Annotated in this window: 15 protein-coding genes and 1 pseudogene; 7 read left to right on the top strand and 9 right to left on the bottom strand. The window is 45.6% G+C overall.

The features are described from left to right. Positions 1-7 precede the first annotated feature (7 nt). Entirely contained in the window at positions 8-367 is a 360-nt protein-coding gene (gene erbB / locus M1D59_RS09925) for an SMR family multidrug efflux transporter EbrB (protein WP_020451495.1), read from the top strand. On the opposite strand, the gene M1D59_RS09920 is transcribed toward erbB, so the two are convergent. Next, a complete protein-coding gene (locus M1D59_RS09920; protein ID WP_020451494.1) occupies positions 364-819 on the bottom strand; it encodes an OsmC family protein in 456 nt (151 codons plus the stop codon). The genes erbB and M1D59_RS09920 overlap by 4 nt on opposite strands. A 165-nt stretch (positions 820-984) precedes the next feature. Here M1D59_RS09920 and M1D59_RS09915 point away from each other — a divergent pair, with 165 nt between their 5' ends. Next, entirely contained in the window at positions 985-1,290 is a 306-nt protein-coding gene (locus M1D59_RS09915) for a hypothetical protein (RefSeq protein ID WP_020451493.1), read from the top strand. A 54-nt stretch (positions 1,291-1,344) separates the two neighbouring features. Here M1D59_RS09915 and M1D59_RS09910 read toward each other — a convergent pair. From M1D59_RS09910 to M1D59_RS09900, 3 genes and pseudogenes are all read right to left on the bottom strand, one after another. Next, positions 1,345-2,197: pseudogene (locus M1D59_RS09910) on the bottom strand (NmrA family NAD(P)-binding protein). 17 nt (positions 2,198-2,214) lie between these two features. After that, on the bottom strand, positions 2,215-2,631 hold the full coding sequence (locus M1D59_RS09905; protein ID WP_020451491.1) for a nuclear transport factor 2 family protein: 417 nt from the start codon (positions 2,629-2,631) through the stop codon (positions 2,215-2,217). An 88-nt stretch (positions 2,632-2,719) separates the two neighbouring features. Continuing rightward, the gene (locus M1D59_RS09900) at positions 2,720-3,304 is read right to left on the bottom strand and encodes a TetR/AcrR family transcriptional regulator (RefSeq protein WP_020451490.1); all 585 of its coding nucleotides are present in this window, start codon (positions 3,302-3,304) and stop codon (positions 2,720-2,722) included. Between the two features lie 181 nt (positions 3,305-3,485). Here M1D59_RS09900 and M1D59_RS09895 point away from each other — a divergent pair, with 181 nt between their 5' ends. The 3 genes from M1D59_RS09895 to M1D59_RS09885 all read left to right on the top strand — a co-directional run bounded on the left by M1D59_RS09895 (position 3,486) and on the right by M1D59_RS09885 (position 5,353). Continuing rightward, positions 3,486-4,745: a glycosyl hydrolase family 18 protein gene (locus M1D59_RS09895; protein ID WP_458118006.1), complete on the top strand. Its 1,260-nt coding sequence runs from the start codon at positions 3,486-3,488 to the stop codon at positions 4,743-4,745. Positions 4,746-4,856: 111 nt separating this feature from the next. Beyond that, on the top strand, positions 4,857-5,057 hold the full coding sequence (locus M1D59_RS09890; RefSeq protein ID WP_023857660.1) for a spore coat protein: 201 nt from the start codon (positions 4,857-4,859) through the stop codon (positions 5,055-5,057). Further along, positions 5,054-5,353 (top strand): spore coat protein, encoded by a 300-nt coding sequence (locus M1D59_RS09885; protein ID WP_020451487.1) that lies wholly within the window; start codon positions 5,054-5,056, stop codon positions 5,351-5,353. The genes M1D59_RS09890 and M1D59_RS09885 overlap by 4 nt, the downstream gene beginning before the upstream one ends. Before the next feature lie 46 nt (positions 5,354-5,399). Here M1D59_RS09885 and M1D59_RS09880 read toward each other — a convergent pair whose 3' ends face one another. Together M1D59_RS09880 and yjiC are read right to left on the bottom strand one after the other, a co-directional pair. After that, positions 5,400-6,977 (bottom strand): APC family permease, encoded by a 1,578-nt coding sequence (locus M1D59_RS09880; protein WP_075213253.1) that lies wholly within the window; start codon positions 6,975-6,977, stop codon positions 5,400-5,402. 126 nt (positions 6,978-7,103) lie between these two features. Further along, entirely contained in the window at positions 7,104-8,294 is a 1,191-nt protein-coding gene (gene yjiC / locus M1D59_RS09875; RefSeq protein WP_020451485.1) for a UDP-glycosyltransferase YjiC, read from the bottom strand. A gap of 454 nt (positions 8,295-8,748) precedes the next feature. Here yjiC and M1D59_RS09870 point away from each other — a divergent pair, with 454 nt between their 5' ends. Continuing rightward, entirely contained in the window at positions 8,749-9,765 is a 1,017-nt protein-coding gene (locus M1D59_RS09870) for a serine hydrolase domain-containing protein (protein ID WP_224146053.1), read from the top strand. Positions 9,766-9,798: 33 nt separating this feature from the next. Continuing rightward, complete coding sequence (locus tag M1D59_RS09865) at positions 9,799-10,449, top strand: TVP38/TMEM64 family protein (protein WP_458118005.1); 651 nt, start codon at positions 9,799-9,801, stop codon at positions 10,447-10,449. 49 nt (positions 10,450-10,498) lie between these two features. On the opposite strand, the gene M1D59_RS09860 is transcribed toward M1D59_RS09865, so the two are convergent. The 3 genes from M1D59_RS09860 to M1D59_RS09850 form a co-directional block, all read right to left on the bottom strand. Continuing rightward, positions 10,499-10,810, bottom strand: coding sequence for a YbjQ family protein (locus M1D59_RS09860; protein WP_003182008.1), 312 nt, complete (start codon positions 10,808-10,810; stop codon positions 10,499-10,501). Positions 10,811-11,089: 279 nt separating this feature from the next. After that, on the bottom strand, positions 11,090-11,602 hold the full coding sequence (locus tag M1D59_RS09855; RefSeq protein ID WP_025811465.1) for a ClbS/DfsB family four-helix bundle protein: 513 nt from the start codon (positions 11,600-11,602) through the stop codon (positions 11,090-11,092). A 401-nt stretch (positions 11,603-12,003) separates the two neighbouring features. Further along, entirely contained in the window at positions 12,004-13,374 is a 1,371-nt protein-coding gene (locus tag M1D59_RS09850; RefSeq protein ID WP_458118004.1) for an MFS transporter, read from the bottom strand. Between the last annotated feature and the right edge of the window lie 297 nt (positions 13,375-13,671).

Raw genomic sequence — 13,671 nt, 5'->3', positions numbered from 1 at the left:
GAATGTCATGAAAGGCATGATCTTTTTGGCGGCTGCCATTTTGTCCGAAGTATTCGGAAGCACGATGCTGAAGCTGTCAGAAGGCTTTAGCGCCCCCCTGCCCGCGGCCGGTGTCATAATCGGTTTTGCGGCTTCTTTTACGTTTCTGAGCTTTTCATTAAAAACACTGCCTCTATCTGCGGCTTATGCGACTTGGGCCGGCACCGGGACGGCTTTGACAGCTGCGATCGGGTATTTTATATTTCAGGAGCCATTCAATCTCAAAACTCTTATTGGGCTTGTATTGATCATCTGCGGCGTCTTTTTGCTCAATTCAAAGCATGCTGACGCCGCAGACCAAAAGGCTCAGCTCACGATCGAAATCTAATCCGCTTTGGAGACGACAATCTTCGGGTCTAATTCAATGGCGACATTGCCCTGAACCGCCCTTGATATCATACAGGATGTCTCCGCCTTTTCAGCCAGCCTTCCGGCAAGTTGGACCTCTTTTTCCGCCGCTTCTTTCGGAAGGCGGATCAGAGGTCTGTGAATGATTTTTTCGTACGTAAACACCCCGCCTGTCACATCGACAACAGCCTCGGATTCCATCGTCAGGCTCTCTTTTTCCAATCCGCTTCTTTCCATCATGGCTGCAAGCGTGATGATATAGCAAGTCGCAGCGGCGCCGAGCAGCATTTCGTCAGGGTTTGTCCCTGCCCCCGGACCGTCCATTTCCTTTGGAATTGAAATTTCTGTTTTTAAATTCCCGCTTTCAATCCTTCCGATGTCGTTACGTTTTCCAGGCCAGTCTGCCTGAAGGTAAAAATGATGTTTAGCCATAAAAAATACCTCCTTTTTTTATCCTGCTTAAAGTCTACCGGTATTTGACCTTTCTGTCTGTTGATTTGCCTAAAAAACCGGTAAACCGTGACAGCCGTCTAACACACGGGGCATGAGCGGAACATAGAATACAACGAAAATCCGCGCAAGAAAGGACGAAAAGAAATGGAGAATGTAGAACATTTACAGCAGACACCGGCTCCCGAACAGCATATGCATATCCCCCAGTATCAGCACGCCGAAGCAGCCGTGCACCACATCAAATGTCCGTTGTTTCCGCACTTGAAACATAAGACGTTGTGCACAGTTGCGCCTTTTGTTCATTACGGTTTAAATGAAGCGCAAACCACTTCCTATCACCACGCCATGGAAGAAGTAGCGGCAATGGCTTATTTAATGGGCATGGGTATGGACCCTCACTTGGCCTACTGTACAGTTGAGTCATGGGAAATCAACGAAACATTCTACTAATTAGACTGAACGGTCAAAAATAAAGAGAAAAGACCGTTCAGTCTCAGGAACGGGTTAAAGCAGACGCCAGCGTCCGGCGTGTTCATTGGCGAAATCAGCCAGTGAACGCGGTTTTTTTTCCCGTGATGCGTTCCACTGTATCTGTGATGCGGTTTTCTTTGCCATTCTTGATTTTCTCGTCTAGTTCCGACATGAATCCGGCATAATCGGGAGATAATCCTGCTTTTATATACCTTTCCCTCAAAGCGGACACTTCGACATTGACATGCCTGACGTCGCGGCCTGCCGCTCTGCCGATGATTGCCGCGGCTTCAGCATAACTCAAGGCTTCCGGCCCGGTCAAGATATGGCTCGTATTATGCGGCTTTTGATCAAGCAATGCGCGCACAGCCACTTCAGCAATATCGTCTGCCTCTATAAACCCGACTTTGCCGCTGCCTGACGCCGTGACGATTTCATTTTTCTTCCGAATCGAAGCGCCATGCTGATGGTCAAAATTCTGCATGAAATATGAAGGCTTTAGCACCGTCCATTCAGGAACATATCGCCTGACCGCGTGATGAAGCTTCCCGAATACGGGTCCGTCTTCATCAATAATGGCAGCGCTGAGCAGAACAATGCGGCGGACGCCGGATGCCGCTGCCATTTCCAAAAACGGCACAACGAGCGGCGACGGTTCGAATACACCGACAGGCGCAACCAAATACAATGAGTTCGTGTTTTTTAATGCGTCTCTGTAAGTTTTTTGATCATTCCAGTCAAAATACACATGTTCCGTTCCGGCCATTGCAGGCATTCTCCGGCTTGCGATCCGGACACCGGCCCCCAAACGTACAAGCCGTTTGGCGATTCGGCTTCCAGTCGTGCCGGTTCCGCCGGTAATCAATATTTTTTTCTCCACTTTTATCACTCCTTGTTACGTCATTAAAAAGTCTGCAGCCGTCCCCCGAACGATTCGATGACAGTCAGAGGATTCCAATAATCTTTGTAGTGGACAATTTTGCCCTCTTTCATGTTTACAAGGCTGATGTACTGTTGGTTATAAGGAAGCCCCGTCTCGCACACCGTGCCTTCACATTCAAATTCGACAGCTGCATAGCCCGTATTTGCCATTTGATGAATAGTGGGTGCTGTGAAGCGGACAATATCGATCTTTTCGGGAAAATCCTTTATATATTCGTAAATCGCCGACTTTCCTTCTAGTTTTTTAGGAAAACCTGGCGGTGCATATGGATGCTCAAACACCGCGTCTTGATCCCAAAGCTGTATCCACTTTTCCATATCCTTTTCGAGCATCGACTGCAAAAATTGTTCCATCACATCGGTTATCGTATGCGCCATTTTCTTTCCCCCATTATTTTTTTGACCACTTGGTCTAAAATAGTGATAAAAACGAGCGGCAGCCCATCTTCCTTGACGAAAAAATTCTTTAATCAAGAACAGACAGGCTGACATCGATCAAATCCTGAAGGGCGTCAAAGTCCCCCGTTAACTTCGCCTGAAACGTGAGCGACAGCCGGGTTTGATTTAAAAAACGGGCAACTGCTGAAAGATCTTGACCTCCCTTCTTTAGTTCCCCCTGTGACTCGGCCCGGACAAGCGCTTTGTAAAAGGCGGTTTCCAGTTGCTTTGTCTGCTTATCAAAGTATTCGGCAACCTCTTGATCACGGGGAATTTGTTCAATTGCACTGTTGATGATATAGCATGCCTTTGAGCGCTCGGGGTCTTTCAGAGCGTTTAAGCTTTCCTGAAAGATCTGCCGAACCGATTGCTTCACTGAGCCGGGGCTTTCAAGCCTGGCGATTACTTGAGCATTTTTATCATCAAGATATCTTGTAAGAGCGGCAATAAACAGATCCCGTTTCGTGCCGAATGTATTGTACAGACTTTGCCTGGCAATTCCCAGGCGGCTGAGCAGCTCTTGCATCGATGCGCCTTCATAGCCGAATTGGCCGAAAACCTCCATTGCTTTATGAAGGACGAGGGCGGTATCGAATTCTTTGCTTCTTCCCAAGCCTTTATCACCTCCTTTATTTGAAGAATACACTTTTTAGATCGATCAGTCAAGAATTATCCGCTTCACGGATCTATTCACCATTCCGATTGAGAAAATCGGCGCATGATCCTTCAGCGCCGGTCATAGACATAGCATAAAACCCCTGTCACATACAGAGGAACAAAAGGAAGTGTGCCCGTTGTTTATTTATACGGTTCAGCCGGGAGATTCATTATTTGTCATCGGTGCCAGGTTCGGAATTTCGATTGACCAGATCCGATTGGTAAACGGGTTGGTCGAAACAAACATTGTCCCCGGACAGGCTCTTTTAATACCGCTTTATACATATACGGTTCAGCAGGGAGACAATTATGATTCGATTGCCCGCCGGACGTTTGTAACCGCCGAAGCATTGCAAAAAGCAAATCCGTCTGTAACGCCTGCCAATATGAGGCCGGGGATGAAAGTGACGATTCCGGAATTACCGAAAAAACCGATCACCGCTTTAGGATATTACACATTGAGAAACCCAGGCTTAGACCAGGAATTGATTCATAATTTTGCCCCCTACGCCACATATCTGGCATTTTTTGAATACCATATTTCAAGCGACGGATCGTTAAGCGAGCTGAATGATTCACCGGCGGTACAAACGGCCTGGAGGCGGCGCGTTCCTCCCCTCATGACAGTCACCAATCTGACAGAAACAGGCTTTAGTCCGTCTCTTGCGCACCGCGTATTAAATCAGCCTGTCGTAAGAAACCGACTCATCGACAATATTGTTCAAACGATTTCCAGAAAAGGATATGCTGGCGTCAATATTGATTTCGAACAGATTGTGGAGGAAGACAGAGATTTATTTTCAGGTTTTCTCCGCCTGTTGAAAGAGCGGCTGAAGCCTTCCGGTTATGTGTTGACGGTTGCCGTTCCGCCGAAAACAAATGAAAATATCGCCTGGCTGAAAGGGTATGACTATGGCGGAATCGGCGCAGTGAGCGACCTTGTCTTTATCATGGCATACGACTGGCACCACGGAACAAGCGAACCCGGCCCCGTCGCTCCGATCAATGAAGTCCGGCAGACGATTCAATTTGCCCTTCGCCATATTCCAAAAGAAAAAATCATTCTCGGCTTTCCGCTTTACGGCTATAACTGGACGCTGCCCTATCAGCCTGGTACCGTATATCCGGGAATCGCCAACCAAGGCGCCGTTCATCTCGCCATGAAGCACCAGGTACCGATTCAATATGATACAAAGTCTGAGTCCCCTTTTCTCCAATACACAGATGAACAAGGCAGAAGGCACATCATATGGTTTGAAGACGCACGCAGTATTGGAAAAAAACTGCAACTCATCATCGAATACGGACTTGGCGGCGGCGGTGTCTGGCAGCTCACGCTCAGTTTTCCGCAAGGAACCTGGCTCTTGACCAAATTCTTTCGCGTCAGAAAAGCCTGACAGCAACATGTAATTTATTGTAAAACAGCAAACAGAATAATCCCGCTAACGAACCTTGATACTAATGATGTGTCCTTCACACCATAACAAATCTGAAAGGAATGTTTGCAATTGAATAATGGGATTCATGAAACATTGGAACTGCATGAGCTGTTAATGTTTAAAAACCTTTGCCTGACTAAGTCATCAACAATGACGGGAATGGTGCAGGATCAAGAGCTTCGCGACATCTTGGAACGGGATGCTTCCCAAACAAAGCATCAGATCGAGCATTTGCAAGGACTGCTGTCAATGAGAGGTGAAACCGTATGAACGAATTCATCCAAAACATGACAGGAATGGGCGCGATGACTGAACAAGTGATAGCGACCGACTTTTTAATCTCAGCGAAAACCGGTGTCAAAAACATTGCCACTGCTATCACAGAAACATCTTCTCCAGAAGTGCGTGAAACGCTTAAGCAGTATTTAAACGACGCGATTGATACTCATGAACAGATCACAAACTATATGATGTCAAAAGGTTATTACCATCCTGCCAATTTATCTCAACAAATTCAAGTTGATACCAAAGCTGCCGAAACAGCTAAAGATCTTCCGCAACTGTAATGAAAACGCGTGAATCCCCCGCAGTCCATACGCGGGGGATTCTTATTTAAACGGTTTCTTCTTTTTTCTCATCATAATCAATGACTGCCTTTGGAAGGGCCGTATATTTCGCCCAGTAAAATACCGCAATCGATCCTGCTGCGATCAAGATTAAATCGACCGGCGTCCTCAATAGGCCCACGCCGTTACCGAATGAGCCGAGATACGACAAAATCAAGAGCATGACATAATAACCGACAATCCACCAGCTTGATTTAAGCTGCTGTGCAAACGAAACATCGTCTTTGGGAACATATTTTTTACACGCGCAATAAACGGCAAACATCACGAGCTGCGATCCGAGCAGCCATGACACGGTGTTCCAGCCTGACCAATAGACGATATACGACGCAAATACGAAGGAGACAGGAGCAATGACAGCCATCCCCTTGATTTGCAGAGGCTTGTTGAGCTGCTTGGCATTCACATTCAGCGCTGCCGCTGAAACCGGAGCAATCGCATAGGAAAGAATCAAGGCTACAGAGCAAACATTGACGAGCGCGTCCCAAGACGGAAAAGGAAGCGTCCAAAAAACGGCGAGCGCGAACGACAGCCACAACGACGGACGCGGAATTCCCGTCGATTTATTCACCTTGGCAAACACTTTGAACAACGTGCCGTTCCGCGCCCATGCATAAACCAAGCGCGACGTCGTATTCATAAAAATATTGCCGTTTCCGCCGGGTGATAAGATCGCATCCAGAACGACAAGAGTGGCAAGCCAGCCCATCCCAAGAAGCACCGCGATGTCTTTGAATGGAAGAGAAAATTCCTTGCCGATCGCTTTCCAGCCGTCATTCAGCATATCAGTCGGGATTGCTCCGATAAACACCACTTGCAGTATCGTATAAATGCAAGCCGAAACAATGATGCAAATCAGCAGAGCGACCGGGATGTTCCGCTGCGGATTTTTCACTTCACCGGCGACCGAAACGATCGGATGAAGACCGAGGTATGCAAACATCACCCCGCCGGTCGAAATGGACGCCTGCACCCCGTCAAAGCCAAACGGGGCAAATTCTCCCGCAAAGTTGGCCGACTTAAAATGGAATATCAATACGACAATGATCGTCAAAGGAACAAAATACTTAAAAACCGAAATGATTAAATTTGATTTCGCAAACGCTTTGACACTCCAATAATTGAGTAAAAAGAACAAACAAAGCAGCACAAACTGCAAAAGCCAGCCGATAATCGTCGGCGATTCAGAACCTTTTATCGTCAAACCGGGAAACCAATAAGCTACGTATTGCCTGACAGCGGTCACTTCGATTGAAATCAGGCTTGTATAGGCAACGATCGTGATAAATGAAATCAAGTATCCGACAAGGTGGCCGTGGGTATACACCGGATAGCGGATAATCCCGCCCGTCCGCGGCAAAGCAGCTCCCAGCTCTGCATAAACGAGGCCGATTAAAAGGATAATGACACCGCCGATAATCCACGAAAAGCTTCCCGCGGGCCCGGCTTTTGAAGCGACATTGCTGACGGCAAACAGCCAAGCCGAGCCGAATATCGCTCCCATGCCGATCAAAATCAGGTCAAGCAGAGAGATCGTTTTTTTGAAATTGCCCTGATTTGACAAATCACTTCCTCCTTTTTAATACATTTAATAGAAGGTAGTATGTTCAAAAAGCGCCTCTGTATACTTTTCCCGCTTCCTTTCGGCTGCAACAAAAAACCCGGGGATTTCCCGGGTTCCTTCATATGGTTATTTCACTCCTGCCGGTGCTAAAAATGACTCAATTTCATCTGCGGCTTTCTCGGCTCCTCCTGCTTGTTTAATGTGCTCTTGCATGTCCTTTACGCGTTTCAGGACATCCAGGTTACCGTCCGTCTGGGAGACGGCTTCCCGCAATGAAGCAACTGTTGTGTCCTCCGGCTGCAAATGCTTGCCAAGCCCGAGTTCTTCGACGCGGCGGGCAGTGATTTCCTGTTCAGGCATTTGCGGGACGGCAACAAGCGGTACACCGGCATTCAATCCTTCCATCGTACTGTTCATACCCCCATGGGTGATGAAAAGCTCTGCTTTCTTCAGGATTTCCAGCTGGGGAACGCGCTGATGAATCGAAAAGTTATCAGGTATGTCGTCAAAGCTTTCAGGATCGATTGTCGTGCCGACAGCCATGATCACCTGCCACTTCGTGTCCCTGAATGCTTCGATGCACATATGATAAAATTCCGGCCAGGCATTGAACGCCGTCCCTAAAGAAATCAGCATGACAGGACGGCCGCTGTCCGAAATAACCGGCGTGTCTTTTTCCTGAAACTTGCGTTTGGCTAGAGAGGGACCGACAAAAGAGAACCGTTCATCAAACGTTTCGCCGTAAGGCTGAAAAGCACGAGGCATAAATACAATGTTCAATTTTGCCGGTTCGAACATCTCTTCAAAATTAAATGACGGAAGATTCGCATTTTTCAAAGCGGCTTCTTGCTCAGGCGTGAGCTCGATCTTAAACTCTTCAGACATTGATTTGAATGAAAAATGTTCGTTCTGTGCATATGTAGAACAAAGGCGAACCGCCTCTATTCCAAACTTCTCAGCCAGCATTTTTCCCGCCATGGCCATAAAGTCAAAAAGGATGAGGTCAGGCTTGTCATTCTCATAAAGCGCTTCAAGCTGAGGAAGAACCTCCTCCATTTCTTTCATAAACATCATCGGAGCCTGTGTCATATCCTTTTTATTTTTCATCAGCTCCCGAATTTGCTGCGGATCGATATTTAAAGTTGAGCGGTAGTTGAGCGGCTCTGCCCCAGTTTCCTCAACAGCTTTCACAAACTCATCCGTTACCGGATATGTTACCCGATAACCGCGTTTGACAAGGCTTGCCGTTAAAGCAAGCGTCGGATTAATATGCCCGTGAGCGGGAATATTAAAAATCGCGATATGTTTTTGGCCCATTTTTTAACCTCCCGTTATTTTTCGCTTCATAACAGTAACGATGATTTTAAATCTCTTTCACTATGTTAAACAACATATTATAGATAATAAAGGAAAAACCCTTCAAAATTAAATTAAAATTAAAAAATACTAATATAGTCCTTTTTCTCACAAAAAAACACCAAACTTTAGACCTTAGTTTAAGGCCGCACTCGACTTTATTCCCCTTTTCGATACTGCCGACTTATATTTCAATCGTTTTAAAACAAAAAACAACCGTCAAAACAGCACTCGTTTTAACGGATGTCATGAAATTGCCATATTTTAAATTTAGTTTAAATTATTCTGTAAATGATGGTAAATACAAAAAAATTTTTATAATGTTATTTTGTCGCGCTTCCTGCTTCATTTCCTTTCAAAACTATCGTTTATCGTTTCCTTCTCCTCATAATTAGATATGAAAGGACTGTTGTTATTGGTATATACAGCGGAACATCTTGATGATTATTTAATGGAACAAGCATCCAACAATCATTTTCACGGCAGCATTTTGCTGGCAGACTCAAACGGTATTCTGCTATCGAAAGGATACGGTTATGCTAATTGCAAGGACAAAGTGAAGAATAAACCGTCTACACGCTACCAAATTGCTTCGCTGACAAAGCAATTCACAGCCATAGCGGTCATGCAGCTGCAAGAAAAGGGGCTGCTTCGTACTGATGATCCGGTACAAAACTATTTAGAAGGCTATCCGAACGGCGACAGCATTACCATCAAACATTTATTAAGCCATACGTCCGGAATTCCTGATTTTCTAGAGGAAGAATTGCTCGATATTGAGCTGGAGCGCGCACCGTTAGACCAATTTATCGGCCGGTTTATTGACAAACCGCTCGAATTTCGCCCGGGACAAAGGTTTAATTACAGCAATTCAGGATACATATTACTCACAAAAATCATTGAAACAATCACAAATGAAGCTTATGGAGATGTCATTCAAGAATTGATCTTTGACCCTTTAGGCATGAAAAACTCCGGTTTCTTCGCTTCCCCGGAAGATATTTCGCCCACAGTCGGATATTTATGCCTGAATCGCGAAATGATCAAAGCGCCTATCGTATACGGCTACGGGGAAAGCGGGCTGTATTCAACCGTTGAAGACTTGTACTTATGGGACAGGGCGCTTTACACTGAAAAGCTTGTCACAAATGGCGCTTTGAAAGAAGCGCTTTACAGCTGTGTCAAAAAACCGGCTTTTACAGCCGAAGGCCCTTCTCCGGCACTCATTCAAAACAATTCGATCGGATACGGATGGTTTATTAATCATCAAAACAAGTATAAAATATGGCATGATGGAGAAATCCACGGTTTTATCAGCTCGATTAACCGATACATAAACGAGAAAAAATTGCTGATTATGCTCAGCAATTGCAACCTGTCAAAAACAGACGAGATTTTGGCAAACGTGGAACAAGCTTTATTGCAAATATAGAAGCTAAAAACAAAGAAAGGCAGCGGGAGCGGTATGATCAGAAAACTATTCACTATCATCATCATGGCAAGTATCATCGCGGTCGGATTCGTCTGCAAAGATTCCTGGCTCGGCATCATCAGGGACGGAGGCATTTATTCGGTGCTATTCAGCATGCTGCTTGTGGCGGCCTGTGTATTTTTCCCGATCGTCCCGTTTGCGCTCATTGCCGGATTAAACGGCGCTTTGTTCGGAATCGCAAACGGCGTGCTGATCACGCTGACAGGGTCGATGCTCGGCACCATGCTCTTGTTCTTCCTCTCACGTTACGGATTCAGAGATTTGGCTCGCAAACGCTTAACGAAATACCCGAAAATGAGCGAATATGAAGCCTATTTTAACCAAAATGCTTTTACAGCCGTACTATTGGGCAGACTGATCCCCGTTATCCCCGCCGTTGTCATGAATATTGTCTGCGGTTTAAGCAAGGTGAAATGGGCTGTCTTTTTCGCGGCTTCGACACTTGGAAAAATCCCTAACGTTCTCGTCGTCTCGATCGCAGGTGCCAATTTCAGTGAAAACAAGCTGATCTCTATCGGTGTCTACGGCTTATACATGGCGATCATAGCGCTTGTCATCTACAGAAAGTATCCCCATCTGACTCAAAAACATAAAGAGACCAAACAGACAGGGAAGCCTTCTTGACCCGCTGAGGCGGCAATGATAGCCGCCGCCTTCGTTTTTCGGTTGAACGTCAGCCGATTACAACAGCCGTACCATATCCGATTAGTTCGGAGGTACCCTGGCCTGCAGATAGTTCGAACCTTAGACCGACGATCGCGTTTGCTCCGAGTTCTTCAGCTTGATTCACGAGCCGTTCCCTCACAGCTTTTTTCGAATCCTCAAGCATTTGGGTGTAATTTTTTAATTCTCCGCCAATGACCGACTTCAATCCTGACAGAATATCTTTTCCGATATTCCGCGACTGAACGATGCTGCTGGTGACAAGCCCTTTGACTTCGACGATATTTTGATTCGCGATTGTATCTGTTGTGACGATGATCATTCATATCCTCCCTTTTCCTATACTTACTAGCTACCATACCATATACGCCGGAAGCGTGCAGTTATTTATCCATCATATCGGCTGGATTTTTAAAATGTTAAGTTTTTTATGCAAAGTTTTACCACATTGCATAACCGCATCGTTTCAATCGCGGGATTTCCGCAAAATGGAAAATGACTCGAAAGAAGTGAATATAGATAACTTTATAGCATTGTTAATTTCAGATTCACAAGAAAAATTGAGTTTCTTTTGAATGCACTTCTTCATGTTAACACTCTTTCATCCCAGTTGATTCTTCTTCCACTTCCTTATTTTAGTCCTGAAGTTTTTAAATGGAGCCACAGAGTTGACGTGAATGAACCTTATAGCGGGCCACTTCGGGTTTTCACCTGTCCAATTCAAAGTACCTTGGGTGAATAATTCTTCATCCGTGAGCGTATCAATCCAAGACTGAAGTTGTGCCTCTGCTTTCTTGAATTCTTGGCGAAGCTCAGTTAACGAAAAGTGAGAATACATATCGTAAAAAGATTGATAAAGAGCACCCAGTTGGTTCCATTTATAATGAGGAGAGGGAGTGACAACGGTTTTTCCCAAGCGCTCATCCCTGTCCCAGCTCATCAACAGGTTTAACCATCCGAGCTGATAAGCAAGGATTTCCCCTGGCGTTCGATCTACATCTTGATCCCGAACATCTCTAAACTGATCGGGGATATCGTCAAACTCCCCATCTAGTAACAAATAACGCTTATGAATTTCTTCTTTTAAATGTTTCTTGGACTCGTACACCGTAATCCCTCCTTGATATCAACTATAGTGTACACTACACGGATTGTCCGCCTTATTTTAAAACAAATCATGAACTTTTAAGAGCAGTTTGGGAGACTTCCCTTACATTGCATGTATATTAATTTGTTCGACGGTTCCCGCTTCAATATGAGGTAATGTGAATCGGCTCCCCTGCCGTCGTCTCTACGTCAACCTCTCTTGATACCCAAATTCAATTCAAATGCCTCCATGCATCACTAGAATCGGCTTCCCTTCACCTATTCGCGAATATTCAATTGTCAGTCCGTCAATTTCAAAGGTGCCGATGCTTCTTTCATAATTTCTTCATCCTTTACTTTCATCATGTTTCAGAAAATCCATACAACATAAAAAACGGCTGGGCGGTCCCGCCCAACCATTCGAATATGTTAAGATTTTTTGCGTTTGCAAGTCAATAAATATAGCAATCCGCCAGCCCATACAAAGACTGTGAATATGGCAAACGAGCGGCTGAATACAGCGCCCCAGGCATTGTCCATTGCCGGAAGCGCAGAATAGCCGAACCCGCGCACTGCCATCAAGCCTCCTGCAAATGCGACGCCTATTCCTTCAGATAAAAAACAGGCAAAATTCAGCATCCCCATTCCAGCGCCTGCAGCCTCTTCTTCCAAGCTTTCTGCGGCACTATTGGAAATCGACGTCTTCACAAATGAAAGACCGCCAAATATAAACACGAGCAGCATCGTCATCAACCATGGTGTCCGGTCACCGAACTGTGACGCGGCCGCTATGGTTGCCAAGATCAATAACCATCCAAGAGTAAAAACAAACCGGCTGCCGAAGCGATCGGTAAGGGCTCCCCCCGCGACGCCGAAAAAGATAACGCCCACACTACCCGGAAGCATAATGCCGCTTCCGATAATATCGGCATTTAAACTGAACAAGACTGTCATCATATATGGAACGATAGAGACGATTCCCGCAACGCTTCCCAATACGACACATCCTGCCAAAACGACGCCTATATATCTGCGATTCTTGATTAAAGACCGGTCAATAAAAGGATGTTCCGCATATCGGGTATGAACCGCAGCTCCAATCAAGCAAAAAATGCCCGCCGCTAAATAAAAGACATGATACAGCGATATATATACAGCGAACATCACAATGCTGATTGTCAGCAGGACGATCCCAATGATATCCAGATTTGCTTTTACAGCGGCTTCAGCAGGCATATTTCTGAGGAAGAAAGGAATCGACATCAGCGCCGCCATCGGAAGAAGGAACAGAAACGACCAATGAATATGATGTACAATCATTCCGCCGATAGCCGGACCTATTCCCTCGCCCATTGCCACTAGTGATCCGACAAGGCCGAACGCTTTGCCCCGGCCCTCCGGACGAACATAGCGTGTAATGATGACCAGGATAAGCGCGGGTACAGCGGAAGCCCCGGCTCCTTGAACAAAGCGCGCAAAGATCACGGCCGTGAAATAAGACTGAGCCGAAAGGCCTATTAATGAACCTCCGCCATAGATGATTAGTCCGGCCACAAACAGCTTTCTGACACCATACATATCAGAAAGCCTGCTGTAAACGACCGAACCAGCAGCAAAGGAAATGATAAAACTCGTATTCACCCAATTTGCCGCGGCAGGCGACACGCCAAATTGATTTTTTATGTCCGGCAATGCAACATTAAATACGGTTTCGTTCATCACACTGAAGAAAGCGACAAAGCTAAGCCACCAAAACGCCTTCTTTTGATGCTTGAAGGACTGCATTTTACTGTTTTTCAATTGAATGATACCCCCAAAATTATAGGGGAATCACGCAGTTTATAGGGTTAATGATGCGCTTTCCCCTCGAATGTTAACCCATTTATTTTTTTGCACTTCATCATTCATGCGCCTCCTCATATTTGATTTTTAAATTATACAATTGATCAACAAAGGGATCAATGTAAGGAACATAAGCTGAACTTTCACATTGCAAAAAAAGGCCAATGAAGAATACCGGTGCAGTACCCTTCATTGACCTTTATTCGTGACATACTGAGCAAGCAAGCCAGCCTTGTCCTGTGCTTTTCCGAAAGC

The sequence above is a fragment of the Bacillus sp. PK6-026 genome (genome assembly GCF_054161455.1).
This window is presented reverse-complemented; position numbering and strand designations above follow the sequence as displayed.

Coding starts and splice junctions, on each gene's coding strand:
- M1D59_RS09905 (WP_020451491.1), bottom strand. CDS start 2,631: ATGGCGCATACGATAACCGATGTGATGGAACAATTTTTGCAGTCGATG.
- M1D59_RS09865 (WP_458118005.1), top strand. CDS start 9,799: ATGATCAGAAAACTATTCACTATCATCATCATGGCAAGTATCATCGCG.
- M1D59_RS09915 (WP_020451493.1), top strand. CDS start 985: ATGGAGAATGTAGAACATTTACAGCAGACACCGGCTCCCGAACAGCAT.
- erbB (WP_020451495.1), top strand. CDS start 8: ATGAAAGGCATGATCTTTTTGGCGGCTGCCATTTTGTCCGAAGTATTC.
- yjiC (WP_020451485.1), bottom strand. CDS start 8,294: ATGGGCCAAAAACATATCGCGATTTTTAATATTCCCGCTCACGGGCAT.
- M1D59_RS09860 (WP_003182008.1), bottom strand. CDS start 10,810: ATGATCATCGTCACAACAGATACAATCGCGAATCAAAATATCGTCGAA.
- M1D59_RS09885 (WP_020451487.1), top strand. CDS start 5,054: ATGAACGAATTCATCCAAAACATGACAGGAATGGGCGCGATGACTGAA.
- M1D59_RS09920 (WP_020451494.1), bottom strand. CDS start 819: ATGGCTAAACATCATTTTTACCTTCAGGCAGACTGGCCTGGAAAACGT.